Source organism: Bradyrhizobium sp. USDA 376 (assembly GCF_054063675.1).
In genome coordinates this window covers 1,975,827-2,000,478 of record NZ_JBSSGN010000001.1, presented here as the reverse complement: position 1 = coordinate 2,000,478, position 24,652 = coordinate 1,975,827, and the positions used below count along the sequence as shown (strand labels likewise).

At 64.7% G+C, this 24,652-nt stretch carries 20 protein-coding genes; 11 read left to right on the top strand and 9 right to left on the bottom strand.

The features are described 5' to 3' along the window. Window positions 1-163: 163 nt before the first annotated feature. Complete coding sequence (locus ACVJ19_RS09235; protein WP_453949241.1) at window positions 164-1,780, top strand: phosphoenolpyruvate carboxykinase; 1,617 nt, start codon at window positions 164-166, stop codon at window positions 1,778-1,780. 471 nt (window positions 1,781-2,251) lie between these two features. Continuing rightward, window positions 2,252-3,628, top strand: a complete 1,377-nt coding sequence (gene ltrA, locus ACVJ19_RS09230; RefSeq protein ID WP_028144467.1) for a group II intron reverse transcriptase/maturase — start codon at window positions 2,252-2,254, stop codon at window positions 3,626-3,628. A gap of 265 nt (window positions 3,629-3,893) precedes the next feature. On the opposite strand, the gene ACVJ19_RS09225 is transcribed toward ltrA, so the two are convergent. Both ACVJ19_RS09225 and ACVJ19_RS09220 read right to left on the bottom strand, forming a co-directional pair. Continuing rightward, entirely contained in the window at window positions 3,894-4,709 is an 816-nt protein-coding gene (locus ACVJ19_RS09225) for an acyl-CoA thioesterase (protein WP_453949242.1), read from the bottom strand. A 94-nt stretch (window positions 4,710-4,803) separates the two neighbouring features. Next, window positions 4,804-7,320 carry a glycogen/starch/alpha-glucan phosphorylase gene (locus tag ACVJ19_RS09220; protein WP_453949243.1) on the bottom strand — a complete coding sequence of 839 codons (2,517 nt, stop codon included), beginning with the start codon at window positions 7,318-7,320 and terminating at the stop codon, window positions 4,804-4,806. 220 nt (window positions 7,321-7,540) lie between these two features. Here ACVJ19_RS09220 and ACVJ19_RS09215 point away from each other — a divergent pair, with 220 nt between their 5' ends. Beyond that, entirely contained in the window at window positions 7,541-7,774 is a 234-nt protein-coding gene (locus ACVJ19_RS09215) for a hypothetical protein (protein WP_211404245.1), read from the top strand. Window positions 7,775-7,865: 91 nt separating this feature from the next. Here the strand turns inward: ACVJ19_RS09215 and ACVJ19_RS09210 are convergent, their stop codons facing one another. After that, window positions 7,866-8,156: a GIY-YIG nuclease family protein gene (locus tag ACVJ19_RS09210; protein ID WP_453949244.1), complete on the bottom strand. Its 291-nt coding sequence runs from the start codon at window positions 8,154-8,156 to the stop codon at window positions 7,866-7,868. A gap of 192 nt (window positions 8,157-8,348) precedes the next feature. Here ACVJ19_RS09210 and ACVJ19_RS09205 point away from each other — a divergent pair, with 192 nt between their 5' ends. After that, window positions 8,349-8,780 (top strand): hypothetical protein, encoded by a 432-nt coding sequence (locus tag ACVJ19_RS09205; protein WP_453949245.1) that lies wholly within the window; start codon window positions 8,349-8,351, stop codon window positions 8,778-8,780. 102 nt (window positions 8,781-8,882) lie between these two features. Here ACVJ19_RS09205 and ACVJ19_RS09200 read toward each other — a convergent pair whose 3' ends face one another. Both ACVJ19_RS09200 and pyrE read right to left on the bottom strand, forming a co-directional pair. Further along, the gene (locus ACVJ19_RS09200; RefSeq protein ID WP_453949247.1) at window positions 8,883-9,659 is read right to left on the bottom strand and encodes a DUF2865 domain-containing protein; all 777 of its coding nucleotides are present in this window, start codon (window positions 9,657-9,659) and stop codon (window positions 8,883-8,885) included. 247 nt (window positions 9,660-9,906) lie between these two features. After that, a complete protein-coding gene (gene pyrE, locus ACVJ19_RS09195; protein ID WP_453949248.1) occupies window positions 9,907-10,470 on the bottom strand; it encodes an orotate phosphoribosyltransferase in 564 nt (187 codons plus the stop codon). Between the two features lie 202 nt (window positions 10,471-10,672). On the opposite strand from pyrE, the gene ACVJ19_RS09190 reads away from it, so the two are divergent. Continuing rightward, the gene (locus ACVJ19_RS09190) at window positions 10,673-11,299 is read left to right on the top strand and encodes a glutathione S-transferase family protein (RefSeq protein ID WP_453949249.1); all 627 of its coding nucleotides are present in this window, start codon (window positions 10,673-10,675) and stop codon (window positions 11,297-11,299) included. A 179-nt stretch (window positions 11,300-11,478) separates the two neighbouring features. On the opposite strand, the gene ACVJ19_RS09185 is transcribed toward ACVJ19_RS09190, so the two are convergent. The 3 genes from ACVJ19_RS09185 to ACVJ19_RS09175 all read right to left on the bottom strand — a co-directional run bounded on the left by ACVJ19_RS09185 (window position 11,479) and on the right by ACVJ19_RS09175 (window position 16,723). Continuing rightward, complete coding sequence (locus ACVJ19_RS09185) at window positions 11,479-12,114, bottom strand: LysE family translocator (RefSeq protein WP_211404240.1); 636 nt, start codon at window positions 12,112-12,114, stop codon at window positions 11,479-11,481. Window positions 12,115-12,390: 276 nt separating this feature from the next. Next, complete coding sequence (gene polA, locus ACVJ19_RS09180; RefSeq protein WP_453949250.1) at window positions 12,391-15,468, bottom strand: DNA polymerase I; 3,078 nt, start codon at window positions 15,466-15,468, stop codon at window positions 12,391-12,393. 187 nt (window positions 15,469-15,655) lie between these two features. Further along, the gene (locus tag ACVJ19_RS09175; protein ID WP_453949251.1) at window positions 15,656-16,723 is read right to left on the bottom strand and encodes an acyltransferase family protein; all 1,068 of its coding nucleotides are present in this window, start codon (window positions 16,721-16,723) and stop codon (window positions 15,656-15,658) included. 193 nt (window positions 16,724-16,916) lie between these two features. Between ACVJ19_RS09175 and ACVJ19_RS09170 the strand changes: the two genes are divergently transcribed. From ACVJ19_RS09170 to ACVJ19_RS09145, 6 genes are all read left to right on the top strand, one after another. Continuing rightward, on the top strand, window positions 16,917-18,233 hold the full coding sequence (locus ACVJ19_RS09170; RefSeq protein WP_453949252.1) for a UDP-glucose dehydrogenase family protein: 1,317 nt from the start codon (window positions 16,917-16,919) through the stop codon (window positions 18,231-18,233). Window positions 18,234-18,373: 140 nt separating this feature from the next. Continuing rightward, the gene (gene hrpB, locus ACVJ19_RS09165; protein WP_456739376.1) at window positions 18,374-20,848 is read left to right on the top strand and encodes an ATP-dependent helicase HrpB; all 2,475 of its coding nucleotides are present in this window, start codon (window positions 18,374-18,376) and stop codon (window positions 20,846-20,848) included. A gap of 269 nt (window positions 20,849-21,117) precedes the next feature. Then, window positions 21,118-21,630 carry a TIGR02281 family clan AA aspartic protease gene (locus ACVJ19_RS09160; protein ID WP_453949254.1) on the top strand — a complete coding sequence of 171 codons (513 nt, stop codon included), beginning with the start codon at window positions 21,118-21,120 and terminating at the stop codon, window positions 21,628-21,630. 62 nt (window positions 21,631-21,692) lie between these two features. Continuing rightward, complete coding sequence (locus ACVJ19_RS09155) at window positions 21,693-21,989, top strand: nucleotidyltransferase family protein (protein ID WP_453949255.1); 297 nt, start codon at window positions 21,693-21,695, stop codon at window positions 21,987-21,989. Continuing rightward, window positions 21,979-22,320, top strand: a complete 342-nt coding sequence (locus tag ACVJ19_RS09150; protein ID WP_453949256.1) for a HepT-like ribonuclease domain-containing protein — start codon at window positions 21,979-21,981, stop codon at window positions 22,318-22,320. The genes ACVJ19_RS09155 and ACVJ19_RS09150 overlap by 11 nt, the downstream gene beginning before the upstream one ends. A 155-nt stretch (window positions 22,321-22,475) precedes the next feature. Then, the gene (locus ACVJ19_RS09145) at window positions 22,476-23,975 is read left to right on the top strand and encodes a phosphomannomutase/phosphoglucomutase (protein WP_453949257.1); all 1,500 of its coding nucleotides are present in this window, start codon (window positions 22,476-22,478) and stop codon (window positions 23,973-23,975) included. 143 nt (window positions 23,976-24,118) lie between these two features. Here the strand turns inward: ACVJ19_RS09145 and ACVJ19_RS09140 are convergent, their stop codons facing one another. Beyond that, window positions 24,119-24,628 carry an Lrp/AsnC family transcriptional regulator gene (locus ACVJ19_RS09140; protein ID WP_453949258.1) on the bottom strand — a complete coding sequence of 170 codons (510 nt, stop codon included), beginning with the start codon at window positions 24,626-24,628 and terminating at the stop codon, window positions 24,119-24,121. Window positions 24,629-24,652 lie beyond the last annotated feature (24 nt).

The window sequence follows — 24,652 nt, the reverse complement described above, 5'->3', positions numbered from 1 at the left end:
CGGTCCTTGAATAAACCAAATCCTGCGGGATCAGCTTGGCAACGCCAGCGTTCATCAGTATTAGGTCGTCCAGCCGAGGCCGGATGGCCTGCTATTCACGGTGACCGCGATGGTGCCAAAGCTTGGTCGCGCTGAGTGTCGCGGGTTCTAGGAGGATTTTTTCGTGCAAGAGACGGGCGTGCGCAACGGTGCCTTCGGCGCCGACAAATTCGGCTTAAAGAAGCTCAAGCAGGTTCACTGGAACCTCGGCGCACCACAGCTTTATCAATACTCGCTCTCCGAGGGCGAAGCGGTGCTGTCTGCTGACGGAGCGCTTTGCGCGGATACCGGCGAGTTCACCGGCCGCAGCCCGAAGGACAAGTTCACGGTGCGCGACGCCACCACCGACCAGAAGATGTGGTGGGCCGGCAACCAGTCGATCACTGCGGAGCAGTTCGAGGCGCTCTACCAGGACTTCCTCAAGCACGCCGAGGGCAAGACCCTGTTCGCGCAGGACCTCTATGGCGGCGCCGATCCGGCCTACCGGATCAAGACGCGTGTCTTCACCGAGCTCGCCTGGCACTCGCTGTTCATCCGCACCCTGCTGATCCGTCCCGAGGCGGTCGAGCTGTCGAGCTTCACGCCGGAGCTCACCATCATCGACATGCCGAGCTTCCGCGCCGATCCGAAGCGCCATGGCTGCAAGTCGGAGAACGTGGTTGCGATCGACTTCGCCCGCAAGATCGTGCTGATCGGCGGCTCCTACTATGCCGGCGAGATGAAGAAGTCGGTCTTCACCACGCTGAACTACTATCTGCCCGAGCGCGGCGTGATGCCGATGCACTGCTCGGCCAATGTCGGCGCCAATGGCGACACCGCGATCTTCTTCGGGCTGTCAGGCACCGGCAAGACCACGCTGTCGGCCGATCCCAACCGCACGCTGATCGGCGACGACGAGCACGGCTGGGGCCCGAACGGCGTCTTCAATTTCGAAGGCGGCTGCTACGCCAAGTGCATCAAGCTGTCGAAGGAAGCCGAGCCCGAGATCTATGCGGCTTCGACCCGCTTCGGCGCGGTGCTCGAGAACTGCGTGCTCAACGAGGACACCCGTGTCGTCGACTTCGACGACGGCTCGAAGACCGAGAACACGCGTTCGGCCTATCCGCTCGATTTCATCCCGAACGCCTCGCGGACCGGCCGCGCGCCGCAGCCGAAGAACGTGGTGATGCTCGCCGCGGACGCCTTCGGCGTGCTGCCGCCGATCGCAAAGCTCTCGCCGGCGCAGGCGATGTATCACTTCCTGTCCGGCTATACCGCCAAGGTCGCCGGCACCGAGCGCGGCCTCGGCAACGAGCCGCAGCCGGAATTCTCGACCTGCTTCGGCTCGCCCTTCCTGCCGCTCGACCCCTCCGTCTACGGCAACATGCTGCGTGACCTCATTGCCCAGCACAATGTCGATTGCTGGCTGGTCAACACCGGCTGGACCGGCGGCAAGTACGGCGTCGGCTCGCGCATGCCGATCAAGGTGACGCGCGCGCTGCTCACTGCCGCGCTCGACGGCAGCTTGCGCAACGTCGAATTCCGCACCGACAAATATTTCGGCTTCGCGGTCCCGACCGCGCTGCCGGGCGTGCCGGCCGAGATCCTCAACCCGGTCAACACCTGGAAGGACAAGGACGAGTTCGACAAGACCGCCCGCGCGCTGGTAGGCATGTTCCAGAAGAACTTTGCCAAGTTCGAAGCCCAGGTCGATGCCGAGGTGCGCGCCGCGGCGCCGGACGTGAAACTGGCGGCGGAGTAATCTTGCATCGTTTGAAATGCAAAAGGGCGGCCGCGAGGCCGCCCTTTTTGTTGTGTGCCGAGTATGAGCGACAGCTTGGAGGTGGAAGTCCTCTATCCAGCCTGATGGCGGCGAAGGATTAGCGAAGCGCAAGGGCGTCATCGTGAGGTGGGGTCTGAAGAAAGCGTGGAGCAAAGCCGCGGCCCGATGGACAAACACCGGATAACGAGGCCTACCCGGCCGGACGAGCGAGCAATTGATCGCGAAGTCCAAGGTCATCAAAGGTCGGGGTGGTAAATTCGGCGGGCGTGCGGTGAAGGCGGTCGGTCTTACCTCGGGAGGTCTGCGCTGTGTCTCGGCAACGAGACTGAGACCGTCGCAAGACGGCCTGACCGCAGCGCAGAAGTCAGCCGAGGGCGTAGTAGGCGGCAGCGCGCCGCTGAAGGCCTGAACGGTGGAAGTGGTCAGTAGAGCGGCGATCTCGTGCGAGCCATGCGGCAGAAGAATCAGGTCGAGCTGAACTTGAGCCCCGGAGCGGAGGGTGAAGCCCGAAGCGCCGGCGCCCGAGAGCCTGAAGCGCGTGCGGCGGAAGTCTGTCTCGAACGCCCGGCGGTCGCAGGACCGTCGATGGAAGACGTTGTCGAGAGTGAGAATCTGAAGGCAGCGTTGGCGCAAGTAAAGCGCAACAAGGGCGCGGCGGGCGTCGACGGGATGACCGTCGGCGAGCTGTCAGCCCACCTGAAGGAGCACTGGCCTGCGATCCGAGCCCAGTTGCTTGACGGCACCTACAAGCCACAGCCGGTGCGGCGGGTGGAGATACCGAAGGCGTCGGGCGGCCTGCGGCCGCTCGGCATTCCGACGGTGCTCGACCGCTTGATCCAGCAGGCGGTGATGCAGGTGCTGCAGGCGGATTGGGATAGGACGTTCGCCGAGACGAGCTTCGGCTTTCGGCCGGGGCGCTCGGCACATCGGGCGGTGGAACGGGCGCAGGCGTACATTGCGGCCGGCCACAGCATCGTGGTGGACATCGACCTGGAGAAGTTCTTTGACCGGGTCAACCACGACATCCTGATGGGACTGGTTGCCAAGCGGGTTGCTGACAAGCGCATCCTGAAGCTCATCCGCGCCTTCCTGAATGCGGGTGTGTTGGAAGGAGGGCTGGTCAGTCCGACGGAAGAGGGCACGCCGCAGGGCGGTCCGCTCTCGCCGCTGTTGTCGAACCTGATGCTGGATGTGCTGGACAAGGAACTGGAGAAGCGCGGCCACCGCTTCGTGCGTTACGCCGACGACTGCAACATCTACGTGCGCAGTCAGCGGGCGGGCGAACGGGTGCTGGCTGGCGTCGAGAGGTTCCTCGAAAAGCGCCTCAAGCTCAAGATCAACAAAGCGAAGAGCGCGGTTGCCAAACCGAGTGTTCGCAAGTTCCTGGGCTTCAGCTTCACCGGCGGGCAAGAACCGCGGCGGCGCATCGCGCCGCAGGCACTCGCCCGCTTCAAGGCGAAGGTTCGGGAGCTCACGCGACGCACGCGTGGTCGATGCCTCGTGCAGATCGCCAAAGAACTGTCGACCTACCTGATTGGGTGGCACGGCTACTTCGGCTTCTGTCAAACCCCGTCGGTGTTGCGCGTGCTTGACCAGTGGATCAGGCGACGGTTGCGCGCCGTTGCCTGGAAGCAATGGAAGTATGGACCCGCTCGCTTTGCCGAGTTGCGACGCCGCGGCGTCGGCCGGGATCTGGCGGCGCAAACCGCCGGCAGCCCACGTGGCCCTTGGCGGCTCGCGAACAGCCCCGCGCTCACCATTGCTCTGCCAAACGGCTTCTTTGCCTCACTCGGCTTGGCTTCCGTCGCGGCACGGCGACCCGCATAATCCGCTGAACCGCCGGATACGGACCCGTATGTCCGGTGGTGTGGGAGGGGCGGAGCCGCGAGGCTTCCCCCTATCCCGATTGTGGCCACTCGCGCGAACCACACATCAGGTGTCGTCCCGGCGAAGGCCGGGACCCATAACCACAGGCCACAGTTTGGCGAAGATTCGTCGTGACCTTTTCTTCGCCGGTACTTGCACCGCGTTTCCTCGATAGATCACGCGGTATGGGTCCCGGCCTGCGCCGGGACGACGTTGGGGCTGCGCCTCAGGCCTTGAAATACGCGATCTGCGTCGTCGTCGCGAGCAGCCGCCCGTTCGGCGACCACAGCTCGGCGTTCTGGTCGGCGTAGCTCTTGTGCATGATCTTCGAGTCGGCCGTCGCCAGCACGCGCGTGATGTCCTCGGCGGCGAGCTCTTCGCTGTCGGTGTGGAAATAGGTCGTCAGCGACACCGTGCCGAACGGCACCAGTTCGCGCCGTGCGTGGAAGATGCGGCCGAAGAAGGCGTCCGACATCGACATCAGCGACAGCATGTCGAGCTGGCGCGGCGTGCGGTCGCTGATCCAGATTTTCGAATAGGTGCTGGCAAGCTCGGCCTGCGGCGGGCCGATGCGCATCTCGCCCTCGACGAAGCGGAATTCATACTGGTTGGCCCAGGACGCCGAGATTTTTGGGAACGGCAGCGTCTGTTCGAACGGCTTTGCATCCGGGGCCTTCGCCACCCGGTGCTCCCAGGACGGCCGGCGTTCGGCGAACACCGCGGTGGCGAGCGTCGCGACCTCACCGCCGCCTTGCGACAGTTCGACGCTCCAGTGCTGGCTGGAGCGGTTGGCCTTGACCAGCCGCACGTCGAGATCGAACGGGCCCTTGGCGATCGGCGCGCAGTAATTGACGGTGAGAGCGAGCGGATCTCCGGCGCGTTCGGGATGGTCGATCAGCGCGCGCAAAATGGTCGCGGCGGTGGCGCCGCCGAACGGGCCGACAAAGGCCCAGTAATCGTCGCTGGTGTGTCCCTGCCAGCTGGAGTCACCGGCACTGATGCGCGTGGCGTCGTCGAAGGGATGCGGGAGCTTGGCGTGCATTGTTTGATCCAGCTTTCAATGACGGACGTCATATAACGTCCGGTGCCGGTTTGTGCAATTACCTCTGGGGTAGCCGATTTCACGCCGCGGAAAATCAGCCTGCGACGTCGCGCAAATTCGGCAGCATCGGCGTGGTCGGGTTGACCGGCACGTTCCATATCTCCTCGGCATATTCGCGGATGGTGCGGTCGGAGGAGAACCACGCCATGCGCGCGACGTTGAGGATGGAGGCACGCGTCCAGGCCGGCGCCACCTGCCAGCGCGCGTCGACGGCGCGCTGCGTCTCGTAATAGGAATCGAAATCGGCGCTGACCATGTAATGGTCGAGATAGCGCAGTGCATGCGCGATGGATTCGAAGCGGCCGGGATCGCCGGGCGAGAATTCGCCGGCGCCGATCGCATTGATGGCGCGCTGCAGCTTCGGCGACTTGCGGATCACGTCGGAGGCATCCAGCCCCTGCTTGCGACGGATCATCACGTCACCGGCTTCCATGCCGAAGATCGCGATGTTTTCGCTGCCGACATGGTCGCGGATTTCGATATTGGCGCCGTCGAGCGTGCCGATGGTGATGGCGCCGTTGAGCGCCAGCTTCATGTTGCCGGTGCCGGACGCTTCCATGCCGGCGGTCGAGATCTGCTCGGAGAGATCGGCCGCGGGAATGATGACTTCGGCGAGGCTGACATTGTAGTCGGGCAGGAACGCGACCTTCAGCTTGCCGCCGATCGCGGGATCGTTGTTGACGACTTCCGCGACGTCGTTGATCAGCTTGATGATCAGTTTTGCGTAGCGGTAGCTCGCCGCCGCCTTGCCGGCGAAGATCTTCACCCGCGGCACCCAGTTGCCGTTGGGATCGTCCTTGATCGCCTGGTACAGCGCGACCGTCTCGATGACGTTGAGCAGCTGGCGCTTGTATTCGTGGATCCGCTTGATCTGCACGTCGAACAGCGCGCCGGGGTCGACCTTGATGCCGAGCCGCTCGCCGATCAGGCGCGCCAGCGCCGCCTTGTTGGCGTGCTTGACGGCGCGGAACTTCTTCTGGAATTCGACGTCGCTGGCGCGGGCCTCGATCAGCGAGAGCTGGGTCGGATCGTCGAGCACGGCATCGCCGCAGGTCTCGCGCAACAGGTCGGTCAGCTTGGGGTTCGCCAGCATCAGCCAGCGGCGGAAGGTGATGCCGTTGGTCTTGTTGGTGATGCGGCCGGGATAGAGATGGTTGAGGTCGTGGAACACGGTCTCGCGCATCAGGTCCGAATGCATCGCCGAGACGCCGTTGATGCGGTGCGAGCCGACGAAGGCGAGCTGGCCCATGCGGACGCGGCGGCCGCTCTTCTCGTCGATCAGCGAGACCGAGGCGCGGAAGTCGATGTCGCCCGGGGCGCGCGCTTCGGCGAGCGCAAGATGCTGCACATTGATGCGGTAGATGATCTCGAGATGCCGCGGCAACAGCCGCTCGAACAGCTCGACCGGCCAGGTCTCAAGCGCCTCCGGCAGCAGCGTGTGGTTGGTGTAGGAGAGGGTGGCGACCGTGATCTTCCAGGCCTCGTCCCAGCGGAAATTGTGCAGGTCGACGAGGATCCGCATCAGCTCGGTGACGGCAAGGCTCGGATGGGTGTCGTTGAGCTGCACCGCGACCTTGTTCGACAGGCTGCGCAGCTGGCCGTCCGACGACAGATGCCGCTTCACCAGATCCTGCAGCGAGGCCGAGACGAAGAAATATTCCTGCCGCAGCCGCAGCTCGCGGCCCGCCGGGCTCTCGTCGTTCGGATAGAGGAATTTGCAGATCGCTTCCGCGCGCGCCTGCTCGGCGCTGGCGCTGACGTAATCGCCCTTGTTGAAGGCGTCGAGCTTCAGCGGATCGGGCGAGCGCGCCGACCACAGCCGCAGCGCATTGACGTGCTGGCCGCGCCAGCCGACGATCGGCGTGTCATAGGCGATGGCCTGCACGGTCTCAGCCGGATGCCAGATCGCGCGGTCGCGGCCCTTGTCGTCGACATGCTCGACGCCGCCGCCGAAATTGATGTCGTAGATCACCTCGGGCCGCTGCAATTCCCAGGGGTTGCCGAAGCTCAGCCATTCGTCGGGATATTCCTGCTGCCAGCCCTGATTGATGATCTGGCGGAACAGGCCGTAATCGTAGCGGATGCCGTAGCCGATCGCGGGGATCGACAGCGTCGCCATGCTCTCCATGAAGCAGGCGGCAAGCCGTCCGAGACCGCCATTGCCGAGCGCGGCATCCGGCTCGCATTTGCGCAGCTCGGGCAGCGAGACGCCGAGATCGCCGAGCGCGACCTCGAAGATCTTCAAGAGGCCCATGTTGTTCAGCGCGTCGGTGAAGAGGCGGCCGATCAAAAATTCGAGCGAGAGATAATAGACGCGCTTGCGCCCGGCATCGTAGCTGCGCTTCTCGGCACTGAGCCAGCGATGCACGATGCGGTCGCGCAGCGCGAGCGCGGCGGCCTGGTACCAGTCGTGCTTCGTCGCCATGCCTGCGTCCTTGCCGATGGCAAGGCGCAGCTTCGCCAGGATCGCGCCCTTGATCTCAGCCAGCGCGAGCTCGTCGATGGGCTGGCCGGGAGCGGGAAAATTTGGCTGGAACGATTGATCTTGCAAGGCCGTCACTTCCTGGTCGAAACAACACCACTAAACCTACGCGTCTTGTAACCCTAAGCGTCCTGCCCCTGCACCGGAACCATCGCTGGCGCGGCCGTGCACTGCGCTGGCGTAAATTTATGCAAGGAATGGGCCGTTTGGGAACCCGGACGAGCACGGAAAGACGCGGATTTCCTGCTAGAATGGCGGCCAATTCAGCCATCAGTGTGGAGGAGACGCCATGCGACTGTTGATCGAGATCGCCGCCGCCACCTTCCTCGTCGTCTGCATCACCGCCTCCAGCGCGGCATTCGCCGCCGGCAAGATCGGCCGCAGCGCCGACGGCCTCAGTTGCGGCTTTGCCGTCCCGCAAAACGCCTCACCGGCCACCCGCTGCGCCGCCATCAAGCGCCAATGCGGCGGCAAGTTCTACGCGAACGCGTGCGGGGACAGGTTAGTGTCGGCGGCGAATTGAGGGAGTACGCGCCGCGGATGCGGCGTTGCTTCAGCACCAGCTCCCACCACATCGTCGTCCTGGCGAAAGCCAGGACCCATTACCCCGACTGTCAGATGAGGCCCGACCGGTCATTCCAGTCGGGATTTTCTTGTTCGATCAGTTTGATTTTCCAGTCGCGCTTCCAGAACTTCAGCTGCTTCTCGCGCGCGATCGCCTCCTGCGGTGTGGCGAAGGCTTCGACGTGCACGAGACGGAAGATCTTGTACTTCTGCACGAACTTGGAGCCACGTCCCGAGCGGTGCAACTCAAGACGCGCCCGTAAATCATTCGTGACGCCAATATAGATCGTGCCGTGATGACGGCTCGCCAGCATGTAGACGTAGTAGCTGCCTGTGCTCATGTGGCTTCAGCTCGCAAAAGCAACGCTGACCGGGGTAATGGGTCCTGGCTTTCGCCAGGACGACGATCTCAATGGCCGGTCTTCAGGTGTTAGAACAAATTAAGAACAAATTAGCAAGTCTTTGATATATCATTGTGATTCGGTGCGTTGCCGACACAATATCTAGCGTCTGCCAGACTTCGCGAGGACTACATGTCCACCATTGCCTTCGACCAGTTTGCCCTCACTCGGATCGCCGATTTCGCGCGCTCGCTGTCGCGGCTGCATCAGGCGGCGCGGCGGCAGAGGATCGATGACGATCAGTTCGACCGCGAGTTCAACGCGGTGTGCCATTCGATCTGGGGCTACACCATTGACGACATCAGCGACGATCTGTTCTCGACCGAGGATCATCTGTTTCTCGACACGCTGGACGAAGCGCATGCGCGCATCTTCGCAGCCGAGCAGGGTTATGACCTCATAGGCGAGGCCGGCATGCTCACCGACTGGTGGGGATTCTGCTGGATGATTTTGGCCGAGAAGCGCGGCTTGCTCACGGCCGAGAACCGCGCCGCCGCGCGTGCTGCGATCGAGGAGAAATACCTGGCGGCGCCGAACGTGATCGGGGTGATCATCGGGAGGTGACGGCTTGCTTGCCGTCATTCCGGGGCATCGCGCAGCGATGAACCCGGAATCTCGAGATTCCGGGTTCGATGCTGACGCATCGCCCCGGAATGACGTGAGTAACTACTCCAGCCCCGCCCGCTTCGCCGGCTTCTGCGTCTTCGGCACTGTCACATCAGGCAGTGGCTCGCGCACGATCTCGGCCGGGGCCGGCGCATCCGCCGACACCGTCTCCGCGCGCACCGGGGCCACCTTCATCTCGCCGAGGCGGGCGCGCACCTGCGCGGTGAGGCCGGGATAGGAGGCAACCGGGGTGAAGTCCGCAGCCTGGTCGTTGCCGACGCGGATGCCGGTATAGGCGACGAGGCCGTCGGAGGTTGCGATCACGTCGCCGGCCTTCAGCGAGGAGTCGAGTGCGAGATCGACCGGGGCAAGGCCGACCGGCTCGCGGCCGTTGCAGGTGCAATCCGAACGCAGCGCCTTGCGATAGGCGAACGCGTTCTCGCTGTCGGCGTAGCGCTCGCCGGTCTGGGAATAGGCGCCGTCGATGGAGGAGCCGAAATAGACCTTGGTTGCGGTGGCGGGACAGAATGCCTGACACATCTGCGCAGGTGAGACGAGGCCGCGCATCAGCGGAAAATATTTGCCGTCACAGCTGCGCACGCAGAAAGCCGGGCCGGAACCGCCGGCCGCGGCCGAGCGTGTCGGCGGCACATATTGCGGGGTTGCGGCATTCTGCTGGCCGGTGAATGGATCGGTGTAGGAGTTCGCCTGCTGCGGCACCTCACGCTGCGGCCGCTGCTGCTGCCTCCCGCCGAAGAGGAAGTCGAACAGGCCCTCGGCCGAAACCGGGGCCGGAGCCGCGAGCAGCGGAGCCGCAAGCATGGCGGCCACAAGCATCGCGCGACGCCGCCGGCGCGCATGGGACATGACTGTACGCAATGCCAACTCCACCCGACGCTACTGAACCGGCTGGGACCATCAGGTCTCAGCACATGATTCACCATAAGGCGCGATGGTAAATGAGCAGTTGCGCGGAGGCGGTTTCAAGACGAGGCGGTGGCCTCTTTAAGGCCGGGCACAGCTTTGGACGGATGGTTGCTTTCGGGGCACACGGAGGCATGACGGCGAAGCATGTTTCGCCGCGTCAAGCCTTCAAGAATTCCGAAGCCTTGTACAGCGCGCGGAACGGCAGGCCGGCTGCACCGAACGTATCGGTGGCGCCTTCCTCGCGGTCGACCATGGTCAGCACCAGCACCACTTCGGCGCCGGTCTCGCGTACCGATTCCACCGCCTTCATCGCCGAGCCGCCTGTCGTGGTGACATCCTCGACGATCACCACGCGCTTGCCGGCCAGCGTCTCGCCCTTGGGCAGGCCTTCGATCGCGAGCTTGGCGCCATGCTCCTTCGGCTTCTTGCGCACGAAGAAGGCTGCGATCGGATGGCCCTTGATCCAGGAGATCTGCGCCAGCGCGCCGGCGAGCGGCACTGCGCCCATCTCGAGCCCGCCGATGAAATCGAGCTCGTCGTCCTTCAGGGCCTCGTAAGTGAGCTCGGCGAGCAGCGTCGCGCCCTCGGGGTCGAGCATGGTCGGCTTGAGGTTGAAGTAGAAATCGCTCTTGCGGCCCGATGCGAGCGTCACCTCGCCACGGCCGAATGAGCGCCGGCGGATGATCTCGAACAGGCGGGCGCGGGAAGCGGATTTCGACACGGCGGTCCCTCGAACAGCGTTTTTGGAGGAGGCGGAATTTATCCGCGACGGCCGCGACATTCCAGTGGGGGCAGGCCCCGCAAGATCACCGTCAACAGGGCATCGCCCGCGGCGATCGGACAGCCACCATGCCCGACCGCTGGTTGAAAGACCGCGATGTCCTGGGCTAGTGGGATGCCAGCAATGCGGAAGGAACAGCCACATGACCATCGAGCTCCACACCTGGAATACGCCGAACGGCCGCAAGATCTCGGTCGCGCTGGAGGAAATGGGGCTGCCCTACAAGGTGATCCCGGTGAACATCGGCAAGGGCGAGCAGATGGCGCCGGAGTTCCTCAAGTTGTCGCCCAACAACAAGATTCCCGCGATCGTCGACCCCGAAGGGCCGGACGGCAAGCCCGTCAGCATCTTCGAGTCCGGCGCGATCCTGCTCTATCTCGGTGAAAAGACCGGCAAATTCCTACCGAAATCGCTTAGCGGCCGCATCCCGGTCTATGAATGGCTGATGTGGCAGATGGGCGGCTTCGGTCCGATGCCCGGCCAGGTGCACCATTTCATCGCACTCGAGAACGAGCAGGACCGCGCCTATGGCCTGAAGCGCTACATGGCCGAGACCCGCCGGCTCTACGCCGTGCTCGACCGCCGGCTGGCGGACCGCGACTTCGTTGCCGGCGACCTCTCGGTTGCCGATTTTGCTATTTTGGGCTGGGCCTGGCGCCACCCTCGCCACAAGGTTGATCTGGCGGACTTCCCCAACGTCAAGCGCTGGTACGACGCCCTGATGGCCCGGCCGGGAGTGAAGCGGGGGATGGAGGCGAAGCTGGATTGAGGCTTCGCCTTCTCCCTCTCCCCGTTCTTACGGGGAGAGGGCTAGGGTGAGGGGCCTCTCTCCGCTGATGAGATGGCCGTGAGACCTGTACCCCCTCACCCGGATCGCGCCGGACGATGCTTCGCATCGCCGGGGGCGATCCGACCTCTCCCCGCAAGCGGGGAGAGGTGAAAGGCGCCTCACACCTTCTTCGCCTCGACCGCCATCCGCACCGCAAGCCCGGCCAGCACGGTGCCCATCAGCCAGCGCTGCACCAGCATCCAGCTCGGCCGGCTCGCCAGGAACAGCGCGATTGAACCTGCGGCGAGCGCGATCATCGCATTGACGCTGACGCTGATCGCGATCTGGATCGCGCCCAGCACCACCGACTGCGTCAGCACGCTGCCCGCGGTGGGATCGATGAACTGCGGCAGCAGCGCCAGATACAGCATCGCGATCTTCGGGTTGAGCAGATTGGTGACGAATCCCATCGCGAACAATTTGCGCGGGCTGTCGATCGCGAGCTTCTTCACCTGGAACGGCGAGCGTCCGCCCGGCTTCACCGCCTGCCAGGCGAGCCACAGCAAATAACCGGCGCCGGCAAAGCGCAGCGCGTCATAGGCGAAGGGAATCGCGAGCAGCAGCGCCGTGATGCCGAACGCCGCGCACAGCATGTAGAACACGAAGCCCAATGCCACGCCGCCGAGCGAGACGATGCCCGCGGCCGGCCCCTGCGTGATCGAGCGCGAGATCAGATAGATCATGTTCGGCCCGGGCGTGAGCACGAGGCCAAGGCAGACGAGGGCGAAGCCGAGCAGGGCGGAAGTGTGAGGCATGGGTGAACCGGTGCGGGAGATGCAGAGGTTCTAGTATGCGAGGGGCGGCGGGGCCATCGCGCAATTGCTCGGAGGACAATTGAGTGTGGCGCCGCGAGCTCGGTGCGCTCCCTCGCCCCGTTCTTACGGGGGCGCGACGAGCTTCGCTCGCGCTGAGAGGGTTGGGGTGAGGGGCTCTCTCCACAGGGGCGGTCGTCGATAGACCTGTACCCCCTCACCCGGATCGCAAGAGCGATCCGACCTCTCCCCGCAAGCGGGGAGAGGTAAAGGAAGAGCTCAATGCGCCTCGTCCCAATTGTTCGCCGCGCGCGCGTCGACATGCAGTGGCACTGACAGCAGCACGGCCGGGAACGGCGCGTCCTGCATCACCTTCTGCACGACGGGGAGCGTCGCTTCGACCTCGGCGTCCGGCACCTCGAAGATCAACTCGTCATGCACCTGGAGCAGCATCTGTGCCGAGAGCTTCTTCTCGGCCAGTGCGTCCTCCACCCGCGTCATCGCGCGGCGGATGATGTCGGCGGCAGTGCCCTGCAGCCGCGCGTTGATTGCCGCGCGCTCGTTGAAGGCGCGCACCGAGGCGTTCGAGGCCTTGATGTCAGGGTAGTGGCACTTGCGGCCGAACAGCGTGGTGACGTAGCCGTGGCTCCGGCAGAAGTCGCGCGTCTCGTCCATATAGGCTCGGATGCCGGGGAAGCGTTCGAAATATTTCTTGATGTAGGCGGACGCCTCTTCGCGCGCGATGCCGAGCTGGTTGGCGAGGCCGAACGCGGAGATGCCGTAGATGATGCCGAAATTGATCGCCTTCGCGCGGCGGCGGATCTCGCTCGGCATGCCCTTGATCGGCACGCCGAACATTTCGGAGGCCGTCATCGCGTGAATGTCGAGCTCGTCGCGAAACGCCTGCTTCAGCACGGGGATGTCGGCGATCTCGGCGAGCAGCCTGAGCTCGATCTGCGAATAGTCGGCCGAGACCAGCTTGTGCCCGGGCGTGGCGATGAAGGCGCGGCGGATCTTGCGGCCGTCCTCGGTGCGCACCGGAATATTCTGCAGGTTAGGCTCGTTCGACGACAGCCGGCCCGTGGTGGTCGCGGCCAGCGCGTAGGTCGTGTGCACGCGATGCGTCTGCGAATTGACATAGGTCGGCAGCGCGTCGGTGTAGGTCGATTTCAGCTTGGAGACCTGCCGCCACTCCAGGATCTTCTTCGGGAAGTCGTGGCCTTGCTCGGCGAGATCATCCAGCACCTGTGCGGTGGTCGACCAAGCACCGGTCTTGGTCTTGGTGCCGCCTGATAGTCCCATCTTGCCGAACAGGATGTCGCCGATCTGTTTGGGGCTACCGACATTGACGGGCTCGCCCGCGATCTCCTGGATCTCGGCTTCGACCCGCGCGGCGGTCTGGGCGAAGTCGCCTGATAGCCGCGACAGCACCTGGCGGTCGATCGAGATGCCGCGCCGTTCCATCCGCGCGAGCACCGAGACCAGCGGCCGCTCCAGCGTCTCGTAGACCGTGGCCATGTGCTCGGCGACGAGGCGCGGCTTGAGCACGCGCCAGACCCGCAGGGCCAGGTCGGCGCCCTCTGCCGACAGCGGCGCGGCCTTGTCGATCGGCACCTGGTCGAAGGTGATCTTGCCCCTGCCGCTGCCGAGCAGCTCGCTCTCCTTCAGCATGGCGTGGCCGAACCAGCGCTCGGACAGCGATTCCAGCGCGTGCGAGCCGCGTCCAGCGTCGAGCACGTAGGAGATCAGGAGCGCATCGTCGATGTTGCGCAAGGTGACGCCATGCTGCGCCAGCATCACGGCGGTAAACTTGACGTCGAAGCCGATCTTGAGAATGCCCGATGATTCCAGCACCGGTCGCAGCGCTTGAATAGCGTCGTCATGCTTGACCTGATCGGGCGCGAGGCCCGCGTCGAACAGACCGCCGCCACCGCCCGACTGCTTGTGCGCGAGCGGAACGTAGCAGGCCTCGTTCGGCGCCAGCGCCAGCGCGATGCCGCAGAGGTCGGCCTGCATCGGATCGATCGAGTTTCCTCGAAGTTCGACCGCGACATGACCCGTGTCATGAATGCGCGCGATGAAGGCGTTGAGCTCCCTCAGCGACTTGATCGCCTGATATTTGGCTCGGTCAACCGGCAGCTTGCGCAGCGCCTCTTCGCGCGCCGCGGCGAGCGAGATCGGCGCGCCCTTCGGGCTCGCGGCCTTGTCCTCCTTGCCCGCTGATTTGCTGGGCTCGTTCGGCCGGGCCTGCGGTGTCGTGCCGGTGCCGGGTGTGGGCACGACGTCCGAGGGCGGCAGCGGCGAGAAGACGCTGGCGCCGCTGGTATAGCCGGGATCGGCGTCCACATTGGACGGATCGATCTGCGAATGTTCGGCGACGCGGCGCGTCAGCGTGGTGAACTCCATCGCCTTCAGGAACGCGATCAGCTTGCGCGCGTCCGGCTCGTGGACCGCGAGGTCGTCCAGCGGCACCTCCAGCTCGACCTTGTCGTCGAGCAGCACGAGCTGTCGCGAGACGCGCGCCTTCTCGGCATTCTCGAGCAGTGCCTCGCGACGCTTGGGCTGCTTGATCTCGGTGGCGCGGAACAGGAGCTGTTCGAGGTCGCCATATTCGGTGATCAGCTGCGCCGCGGTCTTGATGCCGATGCCGGGCACGCCGGGCACGTTGTCGGTGGAATCGCCGGCGAGCGCCTGCACTTCCACCACCTTCTCCGGCGGCACGCCGAATTTCTCGATCACCTCAGGGATGCCGATGCGGCGATCCTTCATGGTGTCGTACATCATGATCTTGTCGTTCACGAGCTGCATCAAATCCTTGTCGGAGGACACGATGGTCGTGGTGGCGCCGCGCGCGGAAGCCTGCCGCGCGTAGGTCGCAATGAGATCGTCGGCTTCGAAGCCCACCTGTTCCAGGCAGGGCAGGTCGAAGGCGCGCACCGCCTCGCGGATCAGCGCGAATTGCGGGATCAGATCATCCGGGGCCGGCGGCCGGTGCGCCTTGTACTCGGGATAGATCTTGTTGCGGAAGGTGATCTCCGACTTGTCGAAGATGATCGCCAGATGCGTTGGCCGGTCGTTCTCGGGCATGTCGCGCAGCAGCTTCCACAGCATGTTGCAGAAGCCGAGCACGGCATTGACCTGGAGGCCGTCGGATTTGCGGTTCAGCGGCGGCAGCGCGTGATAGGCGCGGAAGATGTAGGAGGAACCGTCGACCAGGAAGACGTGATCGCCCTTGCCGGCCGCCTTGGCCGCGACCGGTTTGGCAGCAGCTGTCGCAGCCGTGGGCTTGGCGTCGGCGGCCTTTGGCGCGGCCTTGGTGTCAGCTTTGGCGGTGGTCTTCGGGGATGTTTTGGGCATGGCCGCAATGTATGAATTTTTGCGGGGTTTGACAGCCTTGGGAGGGGGATTTTTGGCTTGCTGGCGCCGCTATCCCCACTGTCATTCCCCGCGAAAGCGGGGAATCCAGTACGCCGCGGCTTCTCGGCTTAATCACTGGCGTCTCGGCGTACTGGGTCGCCCGGTCAAGCCGGGCGACGACAGCGAGCTACTCCGCCGCCTGCAGCACCGGCCCCGCCTTCTTCGGCGCGATCCAGAATGCGTCCGGCCGCTCGAACAGGAAGCGCGCGTTCAGCCGCAGCACCAGCTGCCAGATCGCGAGCGAGCCGATCACGCCGGCGATGGTGACGATCAGCGACACCGTGCCGATATCAGCGATGATGCCGGTGCGGAGCAACAGGGTTCGTGTCGCCGCCATCGGCAGGAAGAAGGCGAGATAGATCACGATCGAATGCTCGCCGCAGAAGCGGAAGAAGTTCAGCCACTGCGCGCGCGCGAGAAGCGTGCCGGTCGTGATGATGGCGCATGCACCGGCGAAGCCGAGGACGAGCGACACGATCTTCCATTCGCTGGCGCCAGTCGCGACGAGGCCGGCATTGACCAGTGCCCAGGTCGCGAGCGCTGCGAGGGCCCACGCGGGATGATTGCGCGCGCGATCCGACAGCGCGAACACGTAGGGCGCGAACAGATAGCCCGAGTAGAAATAGACGAAGCGCCCGCAGAACTCGTCGATCGCGGTCCAGCCGGTCGAGATGTGCGCCGTCTCCAGCGCCGCGGCGATGAGCCAGATCGCGAGCGGCGGGATCTTGCGTGTCAGTTTTGTGACGACGAAGAAGACCGGCAGCAGATAGATGAACCAGAGCGTGCCGAACGGCTCGATGAAGGATTCGAGATACAGGAGGCCGACCTCGCGCCAGCTCGTCTCCGCGGCAAAAGCGGGCGCCTTGAAGCCGAACTGGATTGTCACCCAGACGACATAGAAATAGGCGAAATGCATCACCTTGCGGTCGAGATAGGTACGCCAGTCGCGGTCGATCACGAGCGGCAGGAACAGGCCCGAAATCAGGAAGAAATCCGGCATCCGGAACGGCTTTGCGAAGGCCACGGCGACATGCATGAAACCGGTCTCGCCGGCGGCGATCTCGACCCCCAGAACCGAATGCATCATCACGACCATGACGATGCAGATGCCCTTGGCATAGTCGACCCAGTCGACACGCGCGGCGGCAGGGGCCCTGGAAAGCCCGTGTGCTGCGATTATGCCTGGTGAGGTCATGGTGTCCCTTTTCGAGCCGTGTTCCGCCCGGCCCTGTATGGGCGTGGGGCAGTTTGGAGCCTTCCGGTTTCCGACTTCTTTACCGGTTCAATTCGCGTGCCGGTTTTTGCGCGCGGACTGTTCCTCCACTGCCGGAAAATGCTAAACCGCCCCGCATTGGGGTTTCGTTAACCAAGCCAAAACAGGGTTTTTCATGCGAATCGCGATGATCGGAACGGGCTATGTGGGACTGGTGTCCGGAGCCTGCTTTGCGGATTTCGGTCACGACGTCACCTGCGTCGACAAGGACGAGAAGAAGATCGCGGCCCTGCACCGCGGCGAGATCCCGATCTACGAGCCGGGTCTGGATGAGCTGGTTGCAACCAACGTCAAGGCCAAGCGGCTCGACTTCACCACCGACCTGTCCAAGCCGGTCGCCGATGCCGACGCCGTGTTCATCGCGGTCGGCACGCCCTCGCGCCGCGGCGACGGTCACGCCGATCTGTCCTATGTCTACGCCGCCGCGAAGGAGATCGCGCAGTCGCTGACCGGCTTCACCGTGGTGGTGACCAAGTCGACCGTGCCGGTCGGCACCGGCGACGAGGTCGAGCGCATCATCCGCGAGACCAACCCGAAGGCGGACGTCGTCGTTGCCTCCAACCCCGAATTCCTGCGCGAGGGTGCGGCGATCCGCGACTTCAAGTTTCCCGACCGCGTCGTCGTCGGCACCTCCGACGAGCGTGGCCGCAAGGTGATGGGCGACATTTATCGCCCGCTGTCGCTGAACCAGGCGCCGCTGATGTTCACCGCGCGCCGTACCGCGGAGATGATCAAATACGCCGCGAACGCGTTCCTCGCGACCAAGATCACCTTCATCAACGAGATCGCCGATCTCTCCGAAAAGGTCGGTGCCAACGTGCAGGAGGTCGCGCGCGGCATTGGCCTCGACAACCGCATCGGCACCAAGTTCCTGCATGCCGGCCCCGGCTTCGGCGGCTCGTGCTTCCCGAAGGACACCAAGGCGCTGATCAAGATCGCGCAGGACTATGACGTGTCCTTGCGCATCGTCGAATCCGTGCTTGCCGTCAACGAGAACCGCAAGCGCGCGATGGCGCGGAAAGTGAGCCAGGCGCTCGGCGGCTCCTTGCGCGGCAAGACCATCGCGGTGCTCGGCCTCACCTTCAAGCCCGACACCGACGACATGCGCGACGCGCCGTCGATCCCGCTCGTGACCGGACTGATCGACATGGGTGCGAAGGTCAAAGCCTTCGATCCCGTCGGTATGGAGCAGGCCAAGGGCGAGCTGCCCAACATCACCTATTGCGAGGACGCGTATTCCTGCGCGCAAGGCGCCGACGCGCTGGTCGTCGTCACCGAATGGGTGCAGTTCCGCGGACTCGATCTCGACCGGCTGAAGAGCGTGATGGCGCAGCCCATCGTCGTCGACCTCCGCAACATCTACAGCCCCGAAGACATGCGCGCTGCCGGCTTCACCTATGAGAGCGTCGGCCGCCCGCCGGCGCAGGGCTGATCGTTACACATTGTTGTCATACCCCGCGAAGGCGGGGTATCCAGTACGCTGGGATCTTCGGAATGGCCGGGATCTGACATGACTGGATCGTCCGTCCGGCGCGCGATTGCGTGCGAGACGGACGATGACGGACCGAGACCTTGCCCCGCAGTTTCGACACGCCCCTCCCGATCGATGCCGTGCTCGACGATTTGTCGCGCACGCTGGATCAGCACAACGCGGCCGTGCTGGTGGCCCCGCCCGGCGCGGGCAAGACCACGCGCGTGCCGCTGGCGCTGCTCGATGCGCCCTGGACGAAGGGCAAGAAAATCATCGTGCTGGAGCCGCGGCGCATCGCGGCGCGGGCCAGCGCCGACCGCATGGCCAAATCGCTTCGAGAGCGCGCCGGGGAGACCGTCGGCTATCGCGTCCGCTTCGGCTCAAAAATCTCGCGCGCGACGCGTATCGAGGTGGTGACCGAGGGCATTTTTACCCGCCAGATCCTCGACGATCCTGAACTATCAGGCGTTGCCGCCATCCTGTTCGACGAATTCCACGAGCGTTCGCTCGACGCCGACATGGGCCTCGCGCTGGCGCGCGATGCGCAAACGGGCCTGCGCGAAGACCTGCGTATCCTCGTGATGTCGGCCACGCTCGACGGCGCGCGCGTCGCAAAACTGCTCGGCGATGCCCCCGTCGTCGAGAGCGAGGGGCGCGCCTTTCCGGTCGAGACCCGCTATCTCGGCCGCAAGGCGGATGCGCCGATCGAGCGACAGATGGCCGATGCCATTGCGTCTGCGCTCCGCGCCGACAGCGGCTCGGTGCTGGCATTCCTGCCGGGCGCGGCCGAGATCCGCCGCACCCAGAATTTCCTTGGCGAGCGCGTGCAGGACGCCAGCATCGAGATCGTGCCGCTGTTCGGCGCGCTCGACGCCGCCGTGCAGGACCGCGCCATCGCGCCGGCGCCGAAGGGAACGCGAAAAGTGGTGCTGGCGACCTCGATCGCGGAGACCTCGCTCACCATCGAGGGTGTGCGCATCGTCGTTGATTCCGGTCTTGCCCGCGTGCCGCGCTATGAACCCGACATCGGCCTGACGCGGCTCGAGACCGTGCGCGCTGCGCGCGCAGCGGTCGACCAGCGCCGCGGCCGCGCCGGCCGCACCGAGCCCGGCGTCTGCTACCGGCTCTGGGACGAGCCGCAGACGGCCTCGCTCGCGCCGTACACCCAGCCGGAAATCCTCAGCGCCGACCTGTCCTCGCTGGTGCTCGATCTCGCGCAATGGGGCGTCACTGATCCCGCCGCGCTGTCGTTCCTCGATCCGCCGCCGCAGCCGGCCTGGAAGGAAGCAAAAAGCCTGCTGTCCGAGCTCAACGCGCTCGACGCAGAAGGCCGCATCACCGCGGAGGGCAAGAGCCTGCGCGCGCTGGCGCTGCCGCCGCGGCTGGCGCGCATGATCGTGGATTCGCATCGCGTCGGCGAGGGCGAAGCCGCCGCCGAGATCGCGGCCATCATCACCGAGCGCGGGCTCGGGGGCGACAGCGTTGACCTCGAGCACCGGCGCGACCAGTTTCGCCGCGACCGCTCGCCGCGCGCCGCGAGCGCACGCGATCTGGCGCGACGCTGGGCCTCGCAGGTGGCAGCGTCCGAGAAGGCGGTCCAGCAGGACGATCTCTCCACCGGCCTGATGCTGGCCTACGCCTTCCCGGATCGCGTCGCGCGCAATCGCGGCAATGGCACTTTCGTGCTCGCCAACGGCCGCGGTGCCGCCGTGGAGCAGACCTCCCCGCTCGCCCGCGCGCCCTATATCGCGATCGGCGAGATGACGGGAACGGCGGCGAGCGGCCGCATCCTGCTCGCGGCGCAAATCACGCAGGACGAGATCGAGCTTCACTTCGCCGAGCATATCGAGAGTGTCGACGAGATTTCCTTCGATCGTGGCGCGATGGCGTTGCGTGCACGGCGCAAGCGCGCGCTGCATGCGATCACGCTGTCCGAGGCAACGCTCGCCGTGTCGCCCTCGGAGGACACTGCGCGCATCTTCGCCGATGGGCTGATCGCGGCCGGCCTCGACCGGTTGCCCTGGTCGAAAGCCGCAAAACAGTGGCGCGACCGCGTCACGTTCCTGCGCAAGGCCGAGGGCGACAGCTGGCCGGATCTGTCCGACAACGGATTGATCTTGCGGCGCGACGACTGGCTGGTGCCGGCGCTCTACGACAAGATCGCGCTCAAGGACATTTCCCCCGGCGATCTCTCCGATGCGCTGATGGCGCTGCTGCCCTGGGAGATGCGTGCCCGGCTCGACCGCGAGGCGCCGACCCATTTCGAGGCGCCGACGGGCAGCGTGCTCGCGATCGACTATGAGGCCGAGCAGGGGCCGACCATTGCGGTGCGGCTGCAGGAATTGTTCGGCCTCAACACCCATCCGTCCATCGCGGCCGGCAAGGTGCCCCTGGTGCTGGAATTGCTGTCGCCGGCACAGCGCCCTGTGCAGGTGACGCGCGATCTCCCCGGCTTCTGGCGCGGCAGCTACGCCGCCGTGCGCTCCGACCTGCGCGGCCGTTATCCGCGTCATCCCTGGCCGGACGATCCCGCGAGCGCGCTGCCGACCCGGCGGGCGAAGCCGCGCGGGACGTGAGATGTGTTCTCCCTCGCCCCGCTCTTGCGGGGAGAGGGTTGGGGTGAGGGGCTCTCTCCTCGAACTGACCTCTATCGGTAGATCTGTACCCCCTCACCCGGATCGCAAGTGCGATCCGACCTCTCCCCGCAGGCGGGGAGAGGTTCAAGTCGCCGCATTAACCATCCGCTCATCCTTTTCGTCAAAATAGCGGCGCTCCGGCCGCGGCGTCGCTCGCGGCCCGGCGTGTTGCGTGGTGAAATCGGGCTTTCCGGCCCGGAAGCGGTGTGATGCGTAACATTATGATCTTCGCGGCCATCATGATCGGCCTCGGCACCTTCATGGCGCAGATGGCGGACAGGGTGAGCTCCGCCTCCGCCACGTCAGTGCCGCGCACGACGGTTGCTGTCGCCGCCGCAGCTCCGGCCGGAGGCCGCAGCCTCGCCATTCCCCGCGATAGTCGCGGGCACTTCCAGACCGAAGGCCGCATTGACGGCCAGCGCATCGGCTTCATGGTCGATACCGGCGCCTCCGTCGTCGCGCTGAACGAGACCTCGGCTGCCCGCTTCGGCCTGCGTCCCTCGCGCGGCGAGTACAACGCCGCCGTCTCCACCGCCAACGGCACCATCAAGGCCGCGCGCACCCGCATCGCCATGCTCGATGTCGGCGGCCTCATCGTGCGCGACGTCGATGCCATGGTGCTGCCGGACGAGGCCTTGTCGGAGAACCTGCTCGGCCTGTCCTTCCTGTCCCGCCTGAAGCGCTTCGAATACGCCAACGGGCAGATGGTGCTGGAGCAGTAGGTCCGCGCTAATTGGCCCAGTGGGGCCTCCCTTAAGGGCGGACGGGGTGCTATATTCCGTCCATGACCGGCCCCGACGCGATTGCCATCCTGCGACAATCCGAGCCCGCGCTGCGCGAGCGAGGCGTTTTGCATGCCGCGTTGTTCGGTTCGGTCGCGAGGGGTGAAAATCACACCGGCAGCGACGTTGATATCATGGTCGAGATCGATCCGGAGGCGCGGATCACGGTCTTCGACTACGTTGAGCTCAAAGAATATATCGCCAACCTTTTTGACGGGCCGGTTGATGTCGTCAATCGCGACGGTCTGAAATCATACGTCGCGCCTGCCGCGACGGCCGATGCTGTCTATGCCTTCTGATCGCATCGGCGGGGTCCTGCGGGACATCTTACATCACATCGATTTTGCGACTGGATTTGCCGCAGGTCTCGATCGCGAGGCATTCGCGGCGGACTTGCGGGCGGTCTATGCTGTTACGCGGTGTCTGGAGATCATTTCAGAGGCGTCTCGGCGTCTGCCAGAGGAACTGAAGGCGAGGCACCCAGCGATCGCATGGAGGCAGATGGCGGCGGCGGGCAATGTCTATCGCCACAACTATGAGGACGTTGCAGCCCGTCTTGTGTGGGAAACCGTTCAACAGGCCCTGCCGCCTCTCAGGGCAGTCGTCGAAGATGAGATGGCGCGTCCATAGCCGATCTGGCCAGAAATCAAGGACTCTGCTGGCGCACCATCCCCGTTACCAAACTGCCGCAATTATCGGCCATAAGCCTTCATTCCCGCCTTCCGCTGCGGCCCGGCATTCGCTAAGGCTGCATCAATTCCTGCCCTTTTCACGAGACCGTCTCAATGTTTCCCAAGCCGAAACCCGTCTTGCTGCCCAACACCTACGCCTTCGAATCCGAGCCGATGGTGAAGCCCACCGGCTTTCGCGAATACGACGCGCGCTGGTTGTTCCAGAAGGAAATCAACCTGATGGGTGTGCAGGCGCTCGGCATGGGCCTGGGCGCGTTGATCGCCGAGCTCGGCGTCAAGCAGGAGATCGTCACGGGTCATGATTTCCGCGGCTATTCGGCCTCGATCAAATACGCGCTGATCTCCGGCCTGATGGCGGCGGGCTGCAAGGTGCATGACATCGGCCTCGCGGTGACGCCGATGGCCTATTTCGCGCAGTTCGATCTCGACGTGCCCTGCGTCGCCATGGTCACGGCCTCGCACAACGACAATGGCTGGACCGGCGTGAAGATGGGCGCTAACCGCCCGCTCACCTTCGGCCCGGACGAGATGACGCGGCTGAAGGAGATCGTCCTCAACGCCGAGTTCAAGAACAAGGCCGGTGGCGCTTACCAGTTCCACGAGAATTATCCGGCGCGCTACATCGCCGATCTCACCAATCGTCCGAAGCTGACGCGCAAGCTCAAGGTCGTCGCGGCCTGCGGCAACGGCACCGCCGGCGCGTTCGCGCCGCAGGTGCTGGAAGCGATCGGCTGCGAGGTGATCCCGCTCGACACCGAGCTCGATCACACCTTCCCGAAATACAATCCGAATCCTGAAGACATGGAGATGCTGCACGCGATCCGCGACGCGGTGCTGCATCACAAGGCCGATGTCGGCCTCGGCTTCGATGGCGACGGCGACCGCTGCGGCGTCGTCGACAATACCGGCGAGGAAATCTTCGCCGACAAGGTCGGCGTGATGCTGGCGCGCGACATGTCGGCGATCCACAAGGACGCGCAGTTCATCGTCGACGTGAAGTCGACCGGCCTCTTCATCACCGATCCCGTGCTGCAGAAGCAGGGGGCGAAGACCGCCTATTGGAAGACCGGCCATTCCTACATGAAGCGCCGCACCAACGAGACGGGCGCGCTCGCGGGCTTCGAGAAGTCCGGGCACTTCTTCTTCAACAAGCCCTATGGCCGCGGCTATGACGACGGTCTGGTGTCGGCGATCGCGATCTGCGACATGCTCGACCGCGCGCCCGGCAAGTCGATGGCCGATTTGAAGAACGCGCTGCCAAAAACCTGGTCGTCGCCGACCATGTCGCCGCATTGCGCCGACGAGGTCAAATACGGCGTCATCGACAAGGTGGTGAAGCATTTCGAAGGTCTTCAGGCGAAAGACGCGAAGATCGGCGGCCAGTCGATCCGCGATCTCGTCACCGTCAACGGCGTCCGCGTCACGGTCGAGGACGGCAGCTGGGGCCTGGTGCGCGCCTCTTCCAACAAGCCCGAGCTCGTCGTCGTGGTCGAGAGCCCGGTCTCCGAGCAGCGCATGCACGACATGTTCGAGATGGTGAACCGCGTGCTGCGCACGCATCCTGAGGTCGGCGAGTACAATCAGACGATTTGAGGGCGGGGCGTGTAACCGAGTCGCTTCGTCTTATACAGCTGTCATGCCCCGCGAAGGCGGGGCATCCAGTATTCCAGAGACAGCGAGGCTTGAGCCGAGAAGCCGCGGCGTACTGGATCGTCCGCCTTCGCGGACGATGACAGTTAACCCGCCACCACGGCCGGGATCGGCAGCGCGGTGACCGACTTGATCTTCTCCATCGCGAAGCGCGAGGTGACGTTCTTCAGCGGCACCGCGCTGATCAGCTTCTTGTAGAAGATGTCGTAGGCCTGCATGTCCGCGACCACGACGCGCAGCATGTAATCGACGTCGCCGGCCATGCGATAAAACTCCATCACCTCCGGCATGGCGCTGACCGCCTCGGCGAACCGCTTCAGCCAGGCGTCGGAGTGATCCGCGCTCTCGACCGACACGAACACGGAGATGCCGAGCCCGATCTTGTTCTGGTCGACCAGGGCGACCCGCTTCAGGATCACGCCATCGGCCTCCAGGCGCTGGATGCGCTTCCAGCACGGGGTCGAGGACAACCCGACGCGGTCGCCGATTTCGGCGACGGACAGGGAGGCATCTTCCTGGAGTACCATCAAAATCTTGCGGTCGATGGCGTCGAGGCGGCGGCTGGTCTCGGGGATCTGGACGGCGACATCAGTCATTTTGAAGAACTTTGTTCCATTTCA